This window comes from Patescibacteria group bacterium (genome assembly GCA_041645165.1).
Taxonomy (GTDB): domain Bacteria; phylum Patescibacteriota; class Patescibacteriia; order 2-02-FULL-49-11; family 2-02-FULL-49-11; genus 2-02-FULL-49-11.
In genome coordinates this window covers 1-20,685 of the sequence record JBAZQN010000013.1, presented here as the reverse complement: position 1 = coordinate 20,685, position 20,685 = coordinate 1, and the positions used below count along the sequence as shown (strand labels likewise).

Below are 20,685 nucleotides of genomic sequence, written 5' to 3'. Positions count from 1 at the left end.
TGATTGCCGAAATGTGCCAGCCTAAATTCTGTATGTCATTCACTTTCAGTATAAGGAAACCTCTGAAACAATACTTTATTAATGTGGTATTTTACGCAGTGAACCTGCAAGACTTAGGCGGGTATGGATAATACTGATGAAGGGAAAAAAGAGCGTTCAACATTGTGGCAAGCGCTGTCATTGGCTTGGAATTTGGGATATCTCATTGCTGTGCCGCTCGTGGTATTTGCCCTTCTTGGGCGATTCCTCGATAAACGTTTTGGCACGTCCCCCCTTGCGTTGCTTGTGGGAATTTTTATATCACTCGTAGTAACCACTATAGGCGTGTATAAAAAAACGAAGGAGATTACGAAGGAGATGGAAAGTGATAATTCAAAAATCAAAAGTCAAAAATCAAAATGAAGGTATTTCGTCCCGCGGGGCGGGACTCCATAATTTTGAGTTTTGTCCCGCACCTTATTTCAATATCTTTGGTATGCGGGATCCCGCTAAGGCGGTGACATTTTGCATTTTGATTTTCGTTGAGTATGAACATTAGTATAGCCGCAGAAGCTCTGTTCTATTGGGGCACGTTTCCCGTGACGAATACGCTCCTGGTGGCGCTCGCGATTTCCCTCCTGCTTATAAGCATTGCGTTTTTGGGGACGCGCCGCTTAAGGGAAGTGCCGCACGGCTTGCAGAATGTGTTGGAGGCCATCTTGGAAGGAATGTTTGATTTTATCACTTCGGTAACCCATGACCGAGAGAAATCAAAAAATTTTTTCCCCATTGTCGCTACCATCTTCATTTTTGTCCTCGCATCTAATTTAGTGGAAGTAGTGCCGGGATTAGGCACAATCGGCATTTGGGAAGAGCACGGGGGGCGGCAGATACTGGTGCCGTTCCTGCGCTCGTCTTCTGCGGATCTGAATGTGACCATTGCGATTGCCTTGGTAGCGGTAGCATCGCTCCAGGTCATGGGTATCGCTACGATAGGATTTGTTAAGTACGCGTCGAAATTTTTTAATTTTAAAAATCCGATTCTTTTTTTTGTGGGCATTCTCGAGCTCGTATCAGAGGTGGCAAAAGTGATTTCATTCTCTTTTCGGTTATTCGGCAACATTTTTGCAGGCGAAGTGCTGCTTACTGTGGTGCTGTTTCTGCTTCCGTGGTTTGCGCCCCTGCCGTTCCTTTTTCTGGAACTTTTTGTTGGATTCGTCCAGGCACTGGTATTTTCCATGCTGACACTGGTATTCTTAACCATGGCTACCGTGGAAGCCGAACATTGACGCAAGCCTGCCTCAGTTTTGTCCGAGCAAGATTTGGGCGGGTCGACGTTAATATTTTTCACAAGGCGCGAAATTCCTGAGCGTCGCCAACATATACAGGTCGAGTTGGCATCAAGGTCGTCGATCTAAGAAAATAATTATATTAAATTTATGTCTGAAGAAGTAACAAACGCAGTGGCCAACAATCTTGATTCGATCAAGGTCATCATGACCGGCGCGACCATCGTGCTGGGCGCGGTGTTCCCGTCGCTGTCCATCGGACGCATCGGATCAAAAGCAGTGGAATCAATCGGGAGAAATCCGGAAGCGGGCGCCAAGATCCAGACCGCGATGATTCTCTCGGTCGCGTTCACCGAAGCTATCGCCATTTATGCACTTGTCGTGGCGCTGATCATCAAATTCGTTTAATGATAATTGCAGAGAGTTATGCGGGTAAACCCAGATGCGAATAACCCTCACCATGTCTCCCCCTTTCCGCCAGAGGCGGATCAGCCTTTGGCTGAAGCAGGGGGAGATGAAGAGGGGGTCGTTCCCCACGTAGAATTAACTTGAATATTTTATGCAAGAATTGTTCTCGAAGTTAGGGATTGATTGGCGGTTGCTTATCGCACAGATCATCAATTTCACCGTGCTCCTTTTCATCCTCTATCGGTTCCTCTATCGGCCGATTCTTACGGTACTTGAGAAGCGGAGAGAGAGGATAGAGAAGAGCCTTGAAGAAGCGGCGCGGGTTGATGCCGAGTCCAAAAGATTTGATCAGCTAAAGATGCAGAAGGTCGAGGAAGCAAAGCGAGAAGCGGCAAAAGTGATGGAAGAAACCGCCGTGCAGGCAGAACAGGTGAAACAATCAACACTTGAGCGCACGAAGTTGGAATCAGAGAAAATAGTAGCCAAAGCGCGCGAGCAGATCGCGTCAGAGCGGGAGTCGCTTTTTAAGGGGGTACAGGCGGAAGCTGCGGATCTAGTGATCGGAGTCACGGAGAAAGTGTTGAAGCGAAAAATGGACGAGAAAGAGGATAGGAAATTTATTGAGGAAGCGATTAAGCATATAACCGTATCGCAATAGCATTACTATAGCATTTGCCATGAAAACCACCCCGAGAACATACGCAGAAGCGCTCTATGAAGCGGTAAAAGCCGCTCCGGAGAAAGAGCTGCCCGCCATCATGCGGCGGATGCTCCAGGTATTGCAGCAGCGGCGGCATTGGGGAATGCTGTCGAAGATTATACGCGCGTTTGACGAGGTGCTGTATGAGCGGGAGGGGATGATTGCGGTTACGCTTACGTCAGGCAGGGCGCATGGCCCGACGCAAGAAAAAGAATGGATAAAGTATCTCCTCGATGCGCTGCATCCCACCACAGGAAAACGAAGCGTGGCGCTCGAGAGGATAATTGATCCTGTGCTGATAGGCGGCGTGAAGCTTAAGGCGAGGGGGTATGTGTATGACGCGAGCGTGGGGAGGTGGCTTGCGGATTTACGGCAGAAATTATATAGTGCACAAGTTTAATTCTTATAGAGATACTTTTTATGTAAGTGCTCACTCAAGGTCCTCGCCGTTCGGAATGCACAATTTTTCTGCGGACGCGACCAAGCAGCTTGAACGCCTAAATCCTCGAAAAATTGGCATTCCTTCGCGTCGTGTTGAACTCAGTGAGCAGTAACCATTTTATATCCCGCCAGTTTCGCCAGTTTACTTCTGTGGAACTCGCTCGCACAGTCCTCGTGCGTAAACTGGCGACGCAGGCTTAATCATTTGTAAAGGAATGTATCTATAATTGTTATATTTGACTATGAATACCACCAAAGACCAAATTGTAGCCGCGCTAAAAAAAGAAGTTGATGAGTTTCAATTTTCTCCCGAAGTCGCCGAAGTCGGAGAGGTGATGGAAGTGGGCGACGGGGTCGCGAGGATAGCAGGCTTGAGCAATGTGCGGATGTCGGAAATGATTGAGTTTTTACCCCAAGGGGAGGCTAAGCCGGTGAGCGGCGTTGCCATGAACCTTGAGCAGGATTCAATCGGCGCCATTATTTTAGGCGAACAGGAGAAGGTAAAAGAGGGTGATGAAGTGCGCTTGACTGGCAGGGTGCTCTCGGTGCCGGTAGGCGAAGGATTCATCGGCCGCGTGGTTAATCCTTTGGGAGAGCCCATTGACGGGAAGGGACCTGTCGTAGAAGCAAGTTTACGCAAAGGTGAGCGCGAGTTAACGCAAGATCGAGGTGGCGTGAACTCGCGTGGCCAGTCGCGTGAACTAGCGTATTACCCAGTAGAAAAGATCGCTCCTGGAGTCATTGCCCGCGAATCAGTCAATAAACCTCTGCAGACAGGCATCAAAGCGATTGACTCCATGATTCCCATTGGCCGCGGGCAGAGGGAACTCATCATCGGCGACCGCCAGACAGGAAAGACCGCGCTGGTGATTGACACGATCGTGAACCAGCGCGAGAGCGGCGTTATTAGCATCTATGTCGCTGTTGGCCAGAAGGATTCCAAAGTGGCAAAGATAGTCGCCGAGCTTGAAAAGCGGGATGCGATGGCAAACACCATCGTGGTCGTGGCTGGCGCGTCAATGCCAGCTCCCTTATGGTTTATCGCGCCCTACGCGGGTTGCGCCATGGGCGAATATTTCATGGATAAGGGAAAAGATGTGGTGGTGATTTATGACGACCTTTCCAAGCACGCATGGTCTTACAGGCAAATGTCGCTGCTTCTGCGGCGCCCACCAGGCAGGGAAGCGTACCCGGGCGATATTTTTTACCTCCACTCGCGGCTTTTGGAACGCGCAGCCAAACTCAATAAAGCGCACGGCGGTGGGTCGCTTACCGCGCTACCTATCATTGAAACGCAGGCAGGCGATATTTCCGCATATATTCCCACCAACGTCATCTCCATCACCGACGGGCAAATTTATCTCGAGGGCGACCTCTTTTATCAGGGCATCAGGCCCGCGCTGAATGTAGGCTTGTCAGTTTCCCGCGTGGGATCAGCCGCACAGGTGAAGGCGATGAAAAAAGTCGCAGGGAAGCTGAGAATTGAATTGGCGCAATATCGGGAACTTGCCGCATTTGCGCAATTTGGGAGCGACCTTGATCCGGAGACGCGCGCGAGGCTCGAGCGCGGGAAACGCTTGACCGAAATTTTGAAGCAAGGCCAGTACGAGCCGATGTCTGTCGAACACCAGATAGTCATCCTCTATGCCGCCACGAACGGATATGTAGATGACGTGCCGGTAGAGGAAATCCGCTCTTGGGAGGAAGGATTGCATCGTTATCTGGACACCTCAAAGCAGGAGTTCATGAAACTTCTTAGAGAGAAGAAGGAATTAACTGAAGAGGTGGAAGAGAAATTGAAAGACGCACTGAACGAGTATAAAAATATTAAAGTTCAGAGTTAGCGTTTTGCATATAATGGATATAAAAATTTTCAATGTTCAATTAATTTTTCAATGATTCAATTTTCAAACGTTTGAAAATTGAATATTGAGAATTGAAACTTACCAACAAGGTATGCCCGGACAAGGACGCGAAATTCGCCGAAGAATTAAATCAATTAAATCCACGCGCCAAGTAACCCGCGCGATGGAGATGGTGTCTGCCGCGAAAATGCGCAAGGCGGTCGCGAACGTGCTCTCCACAAGGCCCTATGCCACGCTCGCGTGGGAAGTGGTGCAGGCGATTGTGGAGAAGACGAACACGCGCTACCACGCCCTCTTGGAGGAGCGCGGCACTATTAAAAAAATTGGCCTCATCCTCATCACCTCTAACCGCGGCCTTACCGGCAGTTTCAATACGAACATTATAGAAATGGCGCGCCAGTATATTCTCCATCATAAAGAAAAAGTGAATGTGGAAGCAGACCTCGTGATTATGGGGCGCAAGGGAAGAGAAGTAATGCAAAAGCGCGGCCATACGATGATCGCCGAATTCACCAAACTCGACGTGAACGAGCGGGTGGAGGAAATACGCCCCCTCGCGCGCCTCGTGATTGATGAATATTTGAAAGGCACGTATGATCGGATCGTGATAGCGTATACGGATTTCGTGTCGAGCTTAGTGCAAAAGCCAAGGATCAAGCAGCTTCTTCCTTTAATAAGCGATGATCCTTACCTCGGCAGCGTCGGCAGACGCATTCAGACCCCTGATCGCATTAAAACGCACTCACTACGCAATCAAACGCAGGATGATGAAACGAGCGAGCGTATGAATGCGTCGTTGATGCGTATGGATGCGGTTGAAGAGGATGGTTACCTTTTTGAGCCTTCTCCCCAAGCGGTGCTTGTGGGGCTACTTCCCCGCATTGTGGAGATGCAGCTTTATCAGGCGATTTTGGAATCCAATGCGTCAGAGCATTCCTCGCGCATGTTCGCGATGAGGAACGCGACGGACGCCGCAGGAGAAATGATTGATGAGCTAACCTTGCTCTATAACCACGATCGGCAGGCGGGCATCACGAGAGAGATCGCCGAAATCAGCGCGGGAAGGATTGCGATTGAAAGGTGACGTATTAGGTATTTGGTATTACGTATTAGGGGATATGGCCTGATACATGATACGAGATACATTATACGTTAATTCTTAAGAATTATTATTATGTCTACAAAAACTACGTCAGTATCCGAAGGCGTCATCGCGCAAGTTATCGGCGCTGTCGTTGACGTGAAATTTGAAAACCATCTGCCTATGATTTACCACACAATTGAAGTTATACTTAGCGAAGGAGAGACCCTTCGACAGGCTCAGGGTGACAAAGGAAATAAGGATAGAAAACTAGTGCTTGAGGTGCAGCAGCACATGGGCGGGGGATTGGTGCGGTGCCTGGCCATGGGATCCACTGATGGCCTGCAGCGCGGCATGCCCGCGCGCGATACTGGCGCTCCCATCTCCGTGCCGGTGGGGAAAGAAACCTTAGGGAGACTTTTTAACGTGCTCGGTGAAGCAATTGACGAGAAAGAACCGGTGAAAGCGAAACAGACGCTCCCCATCCACCGCCAGGCGCCGCCGTTTTCCGAACAATCCACCACCTCAGAAATTTTTGAAACAGGCATCAAGGTTATCGACCTTATCTGCCCGATATTGAAAGGGGGCAAAGTGGGGCTCTTCGGCGGCGCAGGCGTGGGGAAAACCGTGGTAGTAAAAGAGCTTATCCGCAATATTGCCGCAGAGCACGGGGGCGTGTCTGTATTCGCGGGAGTAGGAGAGCGCTCAAGAGAGGGAAACGACCTTTATTATGAAATGATCGAGTCAGGCGTGCTTGATAAGACGGTCATGGTGTTCGGCCAGATGAATGAGCCTCCTGGTCCCCGCGCGCGGGTAGGCCTCACCGGCCTTACCATGGCTGAATATTTCCGCGACACCGAAGGCAAAGACGTGCTGCTCTTCATAGATAACATTTTCCGGTTTACGCAGGCGGGCTCCGAAGTGTCGGCATTGCTCGGGCGCATCCCGTCCGCAGTGGGCTACCAGCCGACGCTTGCCACGGAAATGGGCGAATTGCAGGAAAGGATTACCAGCACGAAGAAAGGCTCTATCACCTCGGTGCAGGCGATCTACGTGCCTGCGGACGACCTGACCGATCCTGCGCCCGCGACGACCTTCTCGCACCTTGATTCTACCGTCGTGCTTTCCCGCTCTTTGGCGGAGCTTGGCATCTACCCTGCGGTTGATCCTCTTGATTCCACTTCCACTATACTTGATCCTTCAGTGGTCGGCGCAGAGCATTATGAAATTACGCGCAGAGTGCAAAAGGTGCTTCAGCGCTACAAAGACCTGCAGGACATCATCGCGATTTTGGGGATTGAAGAACTCTCCGATGAGGACAAGCTCACGGTGGCGCGCGCCCGCAAGATCCAGAGGTTCCTTTCGCAGCCGTTCTTCGTAGCGGAAACTTTCACCGGAACCGCGGGAAAGTACGTGCCCTTAAAAGAGACCATCCGCGGCTTTAAGGAAATTTTGGAAGGAAAACATGACAGTAAAAACGAACAGGCGTTTTTCATGAAAGGCGGCATTGAAGACGTAAAGTAGAAGCCAGTTTACGCCAGTTTGTACGCTAGTTCACGCCATATGAAGAAAGTGATTAGCGATTTTCTCTATCCCGAGGAGTTGATATTAAACGTCGTATATATGATAAAGCTAGAATCAAGTAGCGTATTGTCGCGTTATCGTTAGCGTAAACTCGCTTCTATGACTATTAAATTTAAAATTGTAACTCCGGAACGAATCGTCTACGAGGACGAGATAGACTCTCTTACCCTTCCCACGTCCACGGGCGAGATCACTATTTTGCCGCATCATATCCCGCTCGTGTCCACGGTAACCTCAGGCGAGCTTATCGTGCGCAAGGGAGTGGAGGCGCATCCCATGGCAATCTCGGGCGGGTTTGTCGAGGTGAGGGAAGGAAATCAGGTGACTGTGCTCGCAGATAGTGCCGAGAGAGTGCAGGAGATCGATACCGCGCGCGCGGAAGAAGCGAAGGAGCGGGCAAGGAAGCTGTTAGCAGAGCGCCAGGCAGATGACGTTGATTACGCGGCGCTTGCCGTCAAGATAGAAAAAGAGCTGGCGCGCCTCAAGGTTGCCCGCAAGTACGCGCACCTCAAGCGGCCCGGCCCGCAGATACAGACGGAGGAATAAGAATATTAACACGAGGCGAGCACTACTCGCCTCGTTGAGTCTATGAGAGATATTTCGCGAGGAGAATTTTTTAGGATAGCGTTAGGGGGAGTAGCTGGTTTGGCTGCGGGCGGTTTATTTGATAAACCACCATCTCCAGAACAGGCTCTTGAAGGGCAAAAACCTCCGGAGTCCACACCGGAGGAGCTGGCGCGGCAAGAGCAGGAAGCGCAGGAGAGGGCTTTAAAAGAACGCGAAGAAGCCCTTAGCCCGGAACGTATAATGGAAGCGATTAATGCCTATCGTGAAGCGTTTCCACAGAGAGGAAAACAGCTCATGGAAATGGACGATCGTGACATTGTGAAACTTCTTGCGCGTGTTATGTATTCGGAAGACCACGACTATCTGGCAGTGTCAGGTCTTATCGGTGTTACCGCTCTGAACCGCTGGGCAAACATAAACAGGGTTGAGCAGAAGAATAATTTTATGAGAGTAAAGGCAAGACACAGAAGTTTTGAGCGTGTGGTGATGGGGAAAGCGAAAGAATTCGGTCCACAGGATAAAATACGCAGGGATTTTTCCACGGAATTGAATCCTGAAAACAATGAAAATTATTTACTATTTGCAGACATGTTATTGCAGACAGGAGCCTTTTCCCAATTATACAAGGATGGTGTGCAGGATATTCAGGAGTCCGTAACTAAGGAAATGAGCGCCTTGGAGGAAAAGTTGAGGCAAGGTGTGTTTAAAACGAAAAGGAAAAGAGACGATGTTGAGAAGAGGATAATTTCTTTGAGAGAGAGGCTGGAGCAGATGCAGAATGGAATATTGTTTCCGCTCGCGGAAGACGAGATGGGGCCGGAGCGTGCATACGAAGAACATAAATTTATGAGAGATAAGGCGGAGAAGTGGTGGGATTTCTCGAAACGGTTCCAGTTTTTGCAGACGATGTTTTTGCATCCGAAGGTGCAGCAGGAGTATTATGATGATTATGAGGCGAAAAAAGCCGCAGGAAATGCAGTGGGGGCTACGGTTTATCGGTCACCAAAAACAGTAATGGAAGATTGGGAAGTCAAACTTGGGGTACACTGGATAGATATTCCCCTCGGTCGCGCAGGCATTAAGGGTTTTGAGGATCCTAATGATTATGTGCGGTTTGGGGCTATTGTGGGGCCTCTTGATCCACAAGGATTGAGTGAAGATGAATTTAGCGCGTATATGAGGAAGGACGCTCTGCTTGCTGCATGTTATGCACCGTCTTCAGCCAAACGCGCCGCAGCCTAAAGATCGATTATTTTCAAAACATTATATTGAGAATAAGAGATTTTAAAAATTAATGAGATAATTGTTGGAAAAAAGACTATAATTTTTACCCCCATATACCACGATCGTGACTAATGGGGGTAAGTTTTTTCTCCTATTAATGATATAATTGGTGGAGGAGATTTGATGAGATTGTGGATAAGTAGTGAATATAGAATATGGGTTTAACTACCAAAGAACCTTTGACCGAGCGGCTATTGGCGAAGCTGGCAGAGCTCGAGCCCTTATTTAGCATGAGCTCGGGCGCTGCCATGGAACTGTTTGGTTTTAATGATCATAGAAAGATTAAGCGATGGGAGCAGGACCAGCGCGAGCGGATAAAGAAAGAAAAGAAACGGATCAATAAGGCTTTTGAGAACCTTATGCGCGCTGATTTGGTAACCGGGGCGAAGGGGAAAGAGGGGAAATATCGGCTCACTCCTAAGGGGTGGATAAAATATGCAAGTTACTATGCTATGCATCTCCATGAAACAGCAAAGGGAGGAAAGGGGAAAGGGTATCTCGTTATCTTCGACATTCCAGAGAAGTACCGCCATTTTAGGGACACTTTAAGGAGAGTGCTTTATTCTCTTGGCTTTTCACAGCTGCAATTAAGCGTGTTTCTCACCCATGATCCTAAAGCGTTTGAATTTGTGGGAAGGATCGTGGCGAATTGCGATCTTGGAGACAGGGTGAAGTTCGTGGTGGCAGAGAAGGTGTTTTAAAGGAAGGGAATTTACTAAGCGGAGAGTCATTGAATAAATATGAAAAAAGCAGAAATTTCCTTACCCCCATATACCACGATCGTGAATAATGGGGGTAATATTATAGAGAGGTTAGGTGGTGTTTTAGGTGAAGAAACATTCAGGAGTTGATTTGATGAGGTTTGAATGGGTGTTTATTATAGACGAAATAAAAGACAAAAAGCGCAAACCCGGAAAGTCTTCCCCAAAGACGATCCGGGTTTTTGGTTTGCATCTCCTAGCAGAGAGTTACCAATATGCCTTCCTCCCAGGCATCATTTTTTCGATTTCATTTTTGATATCGTTTCGGAGTTTATTACAACCCTCTTTTACTCTCACATATTTATGTGTTTGTCCATTTCCCGGTATTAGGCCCACTTCTAAGCCGAGAATGTGAAATGACGGTTGATCAACACGTCTCGGAATTTCTGTAACAACATTTCGGTTTCCAACCTCGAATACGCATACTCTTACACTCGTTTCGTGTTCTGAAAAACGCCATCGTGGCGTACTTATAATTTGTAATGTGTCCCCGAGTGCGAGACACGAGTCGGGAATGAATATTTTTTGTGGTTTTTCTTGGGCGAAAGTTTGTCCAAAGGCTAACCACAGAGCCACGATGAGAACTACAATGCGTTGCATCGTATAGCTCCTTATAAATTAGTGAGTTGGTTTTGGAACGGTGGTTTATTCAAGTCTTTCTACCACCCTTCTCTCTCTCTCTGTCAAGTTTTTATGGGGAATCATTGATTGGACCCCCTCAAACTCCCCCTTCGTAAGGGGGAGACAATCGACCATCGCTTTCTTGAAAGGAGGGGATTTTGAATTTGTGATACACTTAGTTCGTATGGAAGACACAAATCAGGAGGAAAATTTGGTACAGGCCGAACCAGTGCCAAATGAGACACCCTCACCTCAATCCTCTCCCTTGGGAGGGAGAGGGATGGATGAGAATGATGCGGAAGAAAGTGTTGAAGCAGCAGAATCGGTCGAGACCTCCCCTTCGACCCCTCCTTCGCAAGGAGGGGACTATATCGACAGGCCGGTGGAGGTGATAAGGGAAGTGGTAAGAGAGGTCCCGGTGGAGAAGATTATGGAGGTTGAGAAAATCGTTGAGAAGCCAGTTGAAAAAATCGTAGAACGGGTCGTTGAGAAACCAGCGGAGAAGGTTGTCGAGAGAGTGGCGGAGAAGCCAATAGAGAAGATTGTTGAAAAAGAAGTGGTGCGCGAGGTGAAAGTGTATGATGAGGCAAGAGCGCGGGAGGAGGCGAAATTACGTTTGATCGGTTCACGCGCGGCGGCATTGCAGGCGCGCCGTTTGAGGCGCGATCAGAAGCTTGAGAAAATTTTGCAGTGTGCACGTGAGCGGGGAAAAATTACGAATAACGAGGTGCAAATTTTGATAGGAACAACGGACGCAACCGCGCGAAGATATCTTGTGGCGTTGGTGAGTAAGGGAAGATTGAAGAAAGTGGGAGGGGAAGGGAGAGGGGTGCATTATGTACCTCTTTGAGGAAACCGCTCATTTGGCGCGAAATGAGTGGTTTCTTAATAAGTCGGATATGGTAGAATAGCTGTACGGGCATACGCCCGAGATGCTTCAGCAATAGTTCGTCTCGGCTCACTATGACATTGTTTTGAATAACAATATGAAGGATTTATTATTGGATGATTTGAACCAGGCGCAGCGGGAGGCCGTGACCCATGGCGAGGGCCCGCTTTTGATAGTCGCGGGCGCGGGAACCGGCAAGACTACTGTGATTACCCGCAGGATTGCGTGGCTGATTCGGGATGGGTACGCGAAGGGTGATGAAATTTTGGGGCTCACCTTTACCGACAAAGCGGCAGGTGAAATGGAGGAGCGGGTGGACAGGCTCCTGCCCATGGGATATGTGGACCTCTGGATTTCCACGTTCCATTCCTTTGGCGAGCGCCTTCTGCGCGCGCACGCGATTGACATTGGGCTGCCGAATGAATTCAAGCTTTTAGACACCACTGCCCAGTGGCTGCTGGTGCGGAAGAATTTCCAAAAATTCGATCTTGACTATTACCGCCCGCTTGGCAATCCCACCAAGTTCATCCATGCGCTCATCAAGCATTTTTCGCGTGCGAAAGATGAAGGGGTCACACCTGATGATTATTTAAATCACGTGGAAGAGTTAAAATTAAACCTTGACCAAGGAGAAGCGACGGGCGGCGCAGTCATTAGCCATAGAGGCACTAAGTCATTAAGGACAAAGGAGGCGAGTAACGCCCCCTCCGCCTCCGTTGAGACTGCGGCGGACAGGCATCCCCCTCTTAAGGTAAGAGGGGGAGACGGAGGGGGAGTTATAATCGGTGGAGAGGAGGAGTCTGATGCAGGAAGATTAGAGGAAATCGCGAGGGCGTATAAGGTGTACGAGCAGCTGCTTTTGGATGAGGGCGCTTTGGATTTTGGCGATCTCATCATGTATACCCTCCGACTTTTGAAGACACGGCCGAAAATTTTGGCGCGCTACCAAAGGCAATTCAAATATATTTTAGTGGACGAATTCCAGGACACCAACTGGGCGCAGTACGAACTGGTAAAGCTGTTTGCTCCTCAGTTCGGGCTGGGACAATTTTTTTCGGGTCGCGATCAAACAGCCTTGGCGCCTAACCCCTCAAAAAATCGCCCACCCCTCACCGAGGAGGGTTATGGGGGAAATTTGACGGTTGTTGCGGACGACGACCAGTCTATATACCGTTTCCGCGGCGCAGCCATGAGTAATATTTTACAGTTTAAAAAAGACTATCCCCGCGCCACTTCCGTGGTCCTGACGCAAAATTACCGATCAGCGCAGGCAATACTTGACCTTTCTTACCAGTTTATCCAAAAAAATAACCCCAACCGTTTGGAGGCACAGCAAGGAATTGTGAAAAAGCTCATATCAGCGGGCAATGAAGCCGCGAAGATCCGCGAGTTTGTCGCAAAAACCGGAGAGGAAGAGACTCAAATGGTCATCAATACTATTGCAAAAATTAAACAAAGCGAGCCCGCATTAACATGGAATGATTTTGCTGTCCTCGTGCGCGCGAACAGCCAGGCAGATGCCTTTATCCAGGCGCTTAATCGCGCTCAGATCCCGTCGCAGTATGTGGCATCAAAAGGGCTCTATACGAAGGGAGTCATCCTTGACGTGGTGAATTGGCTGAAGCTGTTGGACAATTACCATGAGAGCGCGAGCATGTGGAGAGTGCTGAATATCCCTTGCTTCAAAATACCATGGGACGATATGGTCGAGCTCACATCGCACGCGCACAGGAAAAGCATTTCGCTTTACGAAGCGTTGAGGAGCGCGCGCGCGATTGCCGCCATTTCCACGGACGGGCATCGCGCCATCACCGTGGTTTTGGGATTGATTGAGCGGCAGACGCAGGCAGTGCGGTCATTGTCCGTAGGCAAGGTGGTGTTGCAATTTTTGGAAGAATCAGGATACTTAGGCTTCTTAACAAAGCTTCCAGAGGCAGAAGCGAAAGAGCAACTCTCCTACCTTGACCAATTCTATAAAGCAATCAGCGCGTTTGAGCAGTCACTGCCGCATGCGAGCGTAAAGCAATTTTTGGAAGCTCATGAAATGGAGCTAGAATCAGGCGACGCAGGGAGCTTGGAAAATGCATTTGAGGAAGGGCCGGAGGCGGTCAAAGTCATGACCGTTCATGCCGCAAAAGGGTTGGAGTTTCACACGGTATTTATTGTCCAATTAGTAGATAAGCGGTTCCCTTCGGTAGAGCGGGCAGATCCGATTGAGTTGCCGTTGGCACTGGTTAAGGAAATTATCCCCGAGGGAGAGGTGCACATGGAAGAGGAGCGCAGGCTGCTCTATGTGGCGATGACGCGGGCAAAGCAAAATCTAATATTTTCGCGCGCCGAAGATTACGGGGGCGCGAGAAAAAAGAAGCCTTCGCAGTTTCTGTATGAACTGGGGTTAGCAGGGGAAGGAGATGAAGTAAAGGGAGGGAAAAAGGCAGAAGAGGAAAGTCGCACTCAAACGCACTCACTACGCACTCAGACGCAAGCGCCTAAAAGCGTTGTGGATGCGTCTAAGGGCGCGCGGCATGAAATGCCGAGTAAGTTTTCCTTCACCCAGCTCAAGGCGTTTGAAACGTGCCCTTATCAATACCGTTTTGCGCATATTCTTCATGTGCCGGTGAGGGGGAGATTTACCTTCAGCTTCGGCCGCACCATGCATCAGACGCTCCAGCAATTTTTCGCGCTCATGAGAGCGCACGAGGGCGCGCAAGCCGATTTGTTCGGTGCAGCCAGTACCACGAGGAGAGATGGGCCGCAGTCTGTTCCGCCGCTCAAAGTGCTTTTGCAGCTTTATGAAAAAAATTGGATAGACGATTGGTATGAATCAAATCAGCACAAGAAGGAGTATTTTGAAAAAGGGAAAAAGATTCTCGAGGAATTCCATGCGAAGTTGTCTGAAGAGCCGCCATTGCCATTATATTTAGAGCAAGGGTTTAATTTAAAGATTAAAGTAAGTAACGCCCCCTTACCCCCTCTTAAGGTAAGAGGGGGGATTCAGAAAGACCCGGTGAGCCTTTCTGAAGGGGGAGTTATGAGCAATGGGGAAGTAGGCGAAGAGATAATTACCATCAAGGGCGTGATTGACCGCATTGATGAGGCAGAAGGCGGCGTGGAGATCATTGATTACAAGACTGGACGGGCGAAAGACATGGACACTGCTGATAAAGACCAGCTGCTTATCTACCAGATTGCCGCGCGCGAGGTGCTGGGGTTGAAGCCTATGAGATTGACGTATTATTATCTTGATGAACAGAAGCCAGTATCATTTTTGGGCACCGAGGAAGAGATTGCGAAAATAAAAGAAAAAATATTCAAAACCATAACCGAGATCAAGTCGAGCGATTTCCATGCGACCCCCTCGCCGAACGTGTGCAAATTCTGCGATTTTCGAGGGATATGCGAATTTAGACAGTTGTAGAAGCCATTTCACGCCAATGCTTACGCCACTAAACGCCATATGAATAGTATCGAACCTGTCATAATCCATGATTTAAAGGAAATGGTGGATATTGTTGATGAGCGGGACCAGCTGACAGGCGTGAGGAAATTGCGCACAGAGGTTCATCGCGATGGCGATTGGCACCGCGAGGTGCACGTGTGGGTGTATAACAGGAAAGGCGAGCTGCTTTTCCAGCTGCGCGGTCCGCACCAGGAATCGTTTCCCAATTGCTGGGATGTGTCCGTGGGCGGGCATGTGGAAGCAGGAAGCACTTATTTGGAGAGTGCGCTCAAGGAGATGAAAGAAGAGCTGGGAATAGAAGCGCGACCGGAAGAATTAAAGAAAATTATCTATCGTACGAAAGATGTCCATGACGAGCACCGCGGCCTTTTGAATCGCGCCTTCCAGACTATTTTTGCGTACCCATATGACGGGCCGTTGGAAGCGCTAAAGTTAGAAAAACCAGCTGTGGCAGAAGTGCGTTTCTTTACTGAAGAAGAGATACTTAAAGTCCCGGAGCAATACGGGAAGGGCATTTCCCTGTTTCCGGGGGAGAAGGAGTATTTTCAGGAAGTGTTTGAGAAAATAAGAAAATTGTTGATTGGTTCACCGTCATCCCGGACTTGATCCGGGATCCAGAAATAAAGAGAATAATGAAGTGTTTTTTCTTTGTTTTTGGTTTCTGGATTCCCGCCTGCGCGGGAATGACAAAGGGGGACATTATGGCACTAAGATCTATAAAAACATTGCTAAGCCGGACATTGAAGCGCCATGGGATTGTACAGGGCGTGGAAGCCGCGCAAATCATGGAAGCAATGGAAGGGGAGCTTAAAAGCCGATGGGGAGAGGATGGCGCAAGGAGCATGCGGGTGCGCTATGTACGCGATGGCATAATCGCGCTGTCCTGCACTTCATCCGTCTGGGCGCAGGAAGTAAAAATCCACGAGCAGGAGATAATAGCAGCGCTTAAAAAAAAGATGGGATCAAAGGTTCAAATCGAGAGGATACGTTTTATTGCTTGAGTAGATTATACTTAGTGGTTATATTAGTTCCGATTTTGACGGTCATTCCCTCCCCGTATCAAGGTATGGGGTAAGCTCCAGCGGGAATCCAGAAGACCAAAAGAAATATAGATTTTTACGTTTCTGTCTAGATTCCAGATCAAGTCTGGAATGACAATTGGAACAGGATTAGCAATGTAATATAGTTGAGAATTTCATATAAAAACGGTATACTCTATATACTTAATTCTAGATTCTCCCGCCATAGCGGGATCCCGCATATCATATAATATTTTAATTCAAAGTGCGGGATAACTTCTAGATTCTCGCTTCAGACGTATGTCCCTTAGCCGCTATGTCCTTGTCATGATCTTTGCCACGCTCGTGGCGTGGGGGGCCTTTTTGCTTGTGCTCTTCAATGTGGATCCGTATGACGGCGGCGTGATCGGGCGCGCGCTTTTTTTAGGGTCGCTTTTTTTCGCGCTCTTCGGGACCTTGTCGATTGTCGGATTTCTTGCGCGCGCCCGGTGGCGGAAGGGCGTGCCGCTCTATTGGCACGTGCTCAATGCGTTCAGGCAAGCGCTCCTCATCTCATTCATATGCGTAGTCAGTTTGATGCTGCAGTCAGGGAGGCTCCTCACGTGGTGGAATAGCCTCTTATTACTGCTTGCGGCTACGCTTTTGGAAATATTCTTTTTGACAAGACAGCCAAGGATGAGTCATTAAACACAAGGTGTCACCCTGAGCTTGTCGAATGGGTGACGTATCGGGCAATACTTCGCCAGGCTCAGTATGACAAATATAATGGAGAATGAGATTAGTAAAATTGAACAAGAAGCGGTTGCGGCGATTGAAGCCGCCCATGCTGCATCAACGCTCAACAACGTGCGCGCAAAATATCTTGGCCGCAGCGATGGGGCGCTGACGTTAGTGTTGCGGAAATTAGGCTCGCTTTCACTTGAGGAGCGCAAGAGAATCGGACCGGCGGCGCAGGCGCTCAAAGAGAAGCTTGAGAAGCTTTGTGATGCACAAGAAGCGCAACTTCTCGGGCAGGAGGGCAACGCCGTGGATGCCACGCTCCCGCCGCTTGTTCCAGAGGCAGGCCACTTGCATCCGGTCACTCAAGTGAGGTGGCAATTGGAGGACCTATTTAGCCGCATGGGTTTCATTATCGCAGATGGGCCGGAGGTGGAATCGGAGTGGTACAATTTCGACGCGCTCAATATGTCTTCGTGGCATCCGGCAAGAGACATGCAGGATACGTTTTACGTTGAAATGCAAAAATTAAAAATCAAAGATCAAAATGGTGGAGCGGCTTCGCCGCGATTAGTTTTGCGCACGCATACCTCTCCGGTGCAGATCAGGGCAATGGAGAAGTACGGTGTGCCTTTGCGCTGCATAATTCCCGGTGTGTGCTATCGCAATGAAGCGACTGACGCGCGGCACGAGAACAGTTTTCCACAGATCGAAGGTTTGGTTATTGACCGCGATATTTCCATTGCGCATTTGAATGCCACGGTGCGAATGTTTCTAAAGGAAATTTTCGGCGCTAATGTTGAAGCGCGCGCGCGCCCGGGCTTCTTCCCGTTTACCGAACCGTCGGTGGAGTATGACGTTTCCTGCCGGATCTGCGGAAAAAATGGAATGACGGCAAACGGTTCACGCTGCCGCGTGTGCAAAGGAACTGGATGGCTTGAATTTATGGGTGCGGGATTGGTACATCCGGTGGTATTGAGAAACGGCGGCGTGGATCCGAAGAAGTATTCGGGGTTTGCTTTCGGTTTCGGCCCTGCCCGGCTCGTCATGATGAAATACGGGATCGACGATAACCGTCTTTTCTGGTCGGGGGACATGAGGTTTTTGGAACAATTTTAAAATATGAAGATAAGTCTAAACTGGTTACGGGAATTCGTGGATCTTCCAAAAAATATACAGCCGCAGGAACTGGCGGATATGTTGTCTTTGCACGTGGTGGAAGTGGAAGGGTGGGAGCGGGAGGAGGATCGGTATGCGGATATGGCAGTAGGCAGGGTGGTGGAGGTACGTGATCATCCAAATGCTGATCGATTAAAAATCTGTTTAGTGGATATTGGCAAACTCATAAATCCAAAATCCCAAATCCAAAATCCCAAACAATCCCTAAATTCCAAATTCCAAATTCCAATTTCCCATACGGTCGTTGAAATTGTGTGCGGGGGGAAAAATGTCAAAGCGGGGATGCTGGTCGCAGTCGCGCTGCCCGGCGCAATGGTGAAATGGCATGGGGAAGGGGAATTAGTAGAATTAAAAGAAGCAGAGGTGCGTGGCGTGAAGAGTTATGGCATGATCTGCGCCGGTGAGGAGATTGGTTTGGAGGGTTTGCAGGCTGTGCAACCAAAGGTGGGCGATGGGCCGCAGATTCTTGATATTTCTTATACTCATGCAAAATTAGGTTCTTCACTTGCGCAGGCGCTCGGCAAAAATGATGTCGTATTTGAAATTTCAAATGTTTCGCTTTCCAATCGCCCTGATCTCTGGTCGCATTACGGAATGGCAAGGGAATTGGCGGTTTTATATGGTTGTAAGCTGCGTTTGCTTCCAAATCCCAAACAAATTCAAATATCCAATGCCCAGAATACAAAACTTGTCGTGAGAGTGCAAGATAAGCGTTTATGTCCTCGGTATATCGGCACTTTGGTTGAAAATGTGCATATTGCTGAAACGCCGGCGTCGATGGTGAAGCGCTTGGAAGCTGTGGGACAGCGGTCGATAAGCCCCTTAGTTGATATCTCAAATTACGTGATGTTTGAGATCGGACAACCAATCCATATATTTGATGAATCAAGAATCAAGAATCAAGAATCAAGAATTGTTGAGGTGGTGGTGAGGAGGGCGAGAAAGGGAGAGAAGATGAAAACGTTGGACGGCATCGAACAGGCGCTGGATGAGGAAATGTTGGTGATTGCGGATCAAAAAAAGCCGATTGCGATTGCGGGCGTGATGGGAGGCGAAGGCTCCGGAGTGTCAGTGAATACCGATTCTATCATTATCGAGAGCGCCACGTTTGATCCAGTATCAGTGCGAAAAACATCAGCACGGCTGGGTTTAAAGACCGACGCGTCGCAACGGTTCGAAAAGTCATTAGATCCGAATTTGCCAGCGTTGGCAACTGCGCGGGTATTGCAGCTCATACACGACTGCAGTACAAATCATTCTGGATTGTCAGTGACTGCGGCAGTTGACGTACACGCACCGATACCAGCCCCAAAACCCATTCCCATGTCGTATGAGTTCATTGAGCGGAGGATCGGCATGAAAATATCGAGAGGATCTGCCAAAAAGATTTTACAGGGGTTGGGTTTTTCAGTAAAAGAAACGGCGAAAAATTGGAACATTATTCCGCCCGCTTGGCGCGCGACACGGGACGTGTCTATCCCTGAAGATATCGTTGAGGAAATAGGGCGGCATCTGGATTACAATAGCATCCCTGACGCGCTTCCCTCGTTTCCGATAACGCCGCCTCCTCTTTCGTTGCATCACACTCTAGAGCGAATCATAAAGCATTTTTTGGTTGGGGTGGGATTTTATGAAGTCGCACATAAGCCTTTTTTGGATCCTCGCGCGTGGGAGAGGTTTGGACTAGAAAAGGGTGCGCACGTAGAAGTGGTGAATCCGGTTGATCCGCATGCCCGTTATCTCCGCCAGAGCCTTTTACCCGGTCTCTTTGACGACATCCGTTTGAATAAAAATAAAGCGTCAACGCTTGCATTTTTCGAGTGGGGGAGGATATTTATACCCAGCGAGGGGGAATTCGCGGTGAAGAAAAATGCAAAGGAACGCTTGCCTCATCAGCCCGTCACTTTTTCGCTTGCACTATGCGACGTAGCGGGGATAGAGGAAATGCTGCGACGCATAGAGGGTTTGGCGGCTGCCTTATTGCGTGCGGCAGGACATGACGCGAAGCTTACCATTGCCGAAGGTCAGCAACATACCTCTTTCCAGAAGGGAACGGTATTTTCGGTGGCTGCAAACGGCGTACCGGTAGGCGGCGGCGCCGTGACGAGCGCGTTGCTTAATGCCGATTTGGGAGTCACCGTGAAGCACAATATCGCCGTAATGAGCATCGACATTGATACATTGGCCGGAGTCCACCAGACAGTTAAAAAGTTCATTCCTCTGCCGGAATTTCCTGCCATCGAGAGGGATCTCGCCATCGTCATTGCGGACAATATTACGTATGAAGGGGTTGAAAAAACCATTCGCGGCGCATCGAGCGTTCTGTTAGAATCATTAGAACTGTTCGATATTTTCCGCGGCCGCGGAGTGCCTGAAGGAATGAAGTCGCTTGCATTTCATCTCACGTTCCGCTCACCCGCACGGACATTGACCGGCAAGGAGGTGGATGAAGAGATGCAGAAGATCATCGGGCGGCTGCAAAAAAACCACGCCGCGAGGGTGAGGGAATAAATTTTATCCTAATAGGTCTATAAAAAGCATATTTTTTTGTTTCTGGATTCCGGATCTGGTCCGGAATGACATGAAATGTGTTTGTCCTGCAAGAATTAAAAAATGGGGGATAATGGTAAATTCGTAAGGCTGAAAAGTGCATTCTGTGCAATACTGTAGCCATAATTCCTTAATAAGTTACAGTATGGCTACAAAAAAACCACAGAATTTGTCCACAATGCAGTTCTCAAGCTACGAAGAAGAATGGTCGGTTTAGGGGCAGACAAGGCTATCGGTGCAATGCGTGCGGCACGCAGTTCGTTGCCAAATCAAGGAGCATTCCCCTTCAGA

Annotated in this window: 19 protein-coding genes; all 19 read left to right on the top strand. The window is 49.0% G+C overall.

Going from position 1 to position 20,685, the window contains the following annotated elements:
- The first annotated feature begins 123 nt into the window (after nucleotides 1–123).
- The 19 genes from WC659_05425 to pheT all read left to right on the top strand — a co-directional run bounded on the left by WC659_05425 (nucleotide 124) and on the right by pheT (nucleotide 20,355).
- Nucleotides 124–402 (top strand): AtpZ/AtpI family protein, encoded by a 279-nt coding sequence (locus tag WC659_05425; protein ID MFA4873347.1) that lies wholly within the window; start codon nucleotides 124–126, stop codon nucleotides 400–402.
- A gap of 125 nt (nucleotides 403–527) precedes the next feature.
- A complete protein-coding gene (gene atpB / locus WC659_05420; GenBank protein ID MFA4873346.1) occupies nucleotides 528–1,268 on the top strand; it encodes a F0F1 ATP synthase subunit A in 741 nt (246 codons plus the stop codon).
- A 150-nt stretch (nucleotides 1,269–1,418) separates the two neighbouring features.
- On the top strand, nucleotides 1,419–1,676 hold the full coding sequence (atpE, locus tag WC659_05415) for an ATP synthase F0 subunit C (GenBank protein ID MFA4873345.1): 258 nt from the start codon (nucleotides 1,419–1,421) through the stop codon (nucleotides 1,674–1,676).
- Between the two features lie 18 nt (nucleotides 1,677–1,694).
- The gene (locus WC659_05410) at nucleotides 1,695–1,820 is read left to right on the top strand and encodes a hypothetical protein (GenBank protein MFA4873344.1); all 126 of its coding nucleotides are present in this window, start codon (nucleotides 1,695–1,697) and stop codon (nucleotides 1,818–1,820) included.
- Between the two features lie 7 nt (nucleotides 1,821–1,827).
- Entirely contained in the window at nucleotides 1,828–2,334 is a 507-nt protein-coding gene (gene atpF, locus WC659_05405; GenBank protein ID MFA4873343.1) for a F0F1 ATP synthase subunit B, read from the top strand.
- A gap of 19 nt (nucleotides 2,335–2,353) precedes the next feature.
- Nucleotides 2,354–2,776 carry a F0F1 ATP synthase subunit delta gene (locus WC659_05400; GenBank protein ID MFA4873342.1) on the top strand — a complete coding sequence of 141 codons (423 nt, stop codon included), beginning with the start codon at nucleotides 2,354–2,356 and terminating at the stop codon, nucleotides 2,774–2,776.
- Nucleotides 2,777–3,059: 283 nt separating this feature from the next.
- A complete protein-coding gene (gene atpA / locus WC659_05395; protein ID MFA4873341.1) occupies nucleotides 3,060–4,661 on the top strand; it encodes a F0F1 ATP synthase subunit alpha in 1,602 nt (533 codons plus the stop codon).
- 112 nt (nucleotides 4,662–4,773) lie between these two features.
- Nucleotides 4,774–5,766 carry an ATP synthase F1 subunit gamma gene (gene atpG / locus WC659_05390; protein ID MFA4873340.1) on the top strand — a complete coding sequence of 331 codons (993 nt, stop codon included), beginning with the start codon at nucleotides 4,774–4,776 and terminating at the stop codon, nucleotides 5,764–5,766.
- A gap of 90 nt (nucleotides 5,767–5,856) precedes the next feature.
- Nucleotides 5,857–7,287, top strand: a complete 1,431-nt coding sequence (gene atpD, locus WC659_05385; GenBank protein ID MFA4873339.1) for a F0F1 ATP synthase subunit beta — start codon at nucleotides 5,857–5,859, stop codon at nucleotides 7,285–7,287.
- Between the two features lie 159 nt (nucleotides 7,288–7,446).
- A complete protein-coding gene (gene atpC, locus WC659_05380) occupies nucleotides 7,447–7,893 on the top strand; it encodes an ATP synthase F1 subunit epsilon (GenBank protein ID MFA4873338.1) in 447 nt (148 codons plus the stop codon).
- Between the two features lie 42 nt (nucleotides 7,894–7,935).
- Nucleotides 7,936–9,156 (top strand): hypothetical protein, encoded by a 1,221-nt coding sequence (locus WC659_05375; GenBank protein MFA4873337.1) that lies wholly within the window; start codon nucleotides 7,936–7,938, stop codon nucleotides 9,154–9,156.
- 197 nt (nucleotides 9,157–9,353) lie between these two features.
- A complete protein-coding gene (locus WC659_05370) occupies nucleotides 9,354–9,899 on the top strand; it encodes a hypothetical protein (GenBank protein MFA4873336.1) in 546 nt (181 codons plus the stop codon).
- Between the two features lie 865 nt (nucleotides 9,900–10,764).
- Entirely contained in the window at nucleotides 10,765–11,430 is a 666-nt protein-coding gene (locus WC659_05365) for a hypothetical protein (protein ID MFA4873335.1), read from the top strand.
- A 136-nt stretch (nucleotides 11,431–11,566) separates the two neighbouring features.
- Nucleotides 11,567–14,887 carry a UvrD-helicase domain-containing protein gene (locus tag WC659_05360; GenBank protein MFA4873334.1) on the top strand — a complete coding sequence of 1,107 codons (3,321 nt, stop codon included), beginning with the start codon at nucleotides 11,567–11,569 and terminating at the stop codon, nucleotides 14,885–14,887.
- A gap of 39 nt (nucleotides 14,888–14,926) precedes the next feature.
- The gene (locus WC659_05355) at nucleotides 14,927–15,535 is read left to right on the top strand and encodes an NUDIX domain-containing protein (protein ID MFA4873333.1); all 609 of its coding nucleotides are present in this window, start codon (nucleotides 14,927–14,929) and stop codon (nucleotides 15,533–15,535) included.
- Nucleotides 15,536–15,630: 95 nt separating this feature from the next.
- Nucleotides 15,631–15,930 carry a DciA family protein gene (locus tag WC659_05350; GenBank protein ID MFA4873332.1) on the top strand — a complete coding sequence of 100 codons (300 nt, stop codon included), beginning with the start codon at nucleotides 15,631–15,633 and terminating at the stop codon, nucleotides 15,928–15,930.
- A gap of 318 nt (nucleotides 15,931–16,248) precedes the next feature.
- Entirely contained in the window at nucleotides 16,249–16,635 is a 387-nt protein-coding gene (locus tag WC659_05345; protein ID MFA4873331.1) for a hypothetical protein, read from the top strand.
- A 78-nt stretch (nucleotides 16,636–16,713) separates the two neighbouring features.
- Nucleotides 16,714–17,784: a phenylalanine--tRNA ligase subunit alpha gene (pheS, locus tag WC659_05340; protein MFA4873330.1), complete on the top strand. Its 1,071-nt coding sequence runs from the start codon at nucleotides 16,714–16,716 to the stop codon at nucleotides 17,782–17,784.
- Nucleotides 17,785–17,787: 3 nt separating this feature from the next.
- Nucleotides 17,788–20,355 carry a phenylalanine--tRNA ligase subunit beta gene (gene pheT, locus WC659_05335; GenBank protein MFA4873329.1) on the top strand — a complete coding sequence of 856 codons (2,568 nt, stop codon included), beginning with the start codon at nucleotides 17,788–17,790 and terminating at the stop codon, nucleotides 20,353–20,355.
- The last annotated feature ends 330 nt before the right edge of the window (nucleotides 20,356–20,685 follow it).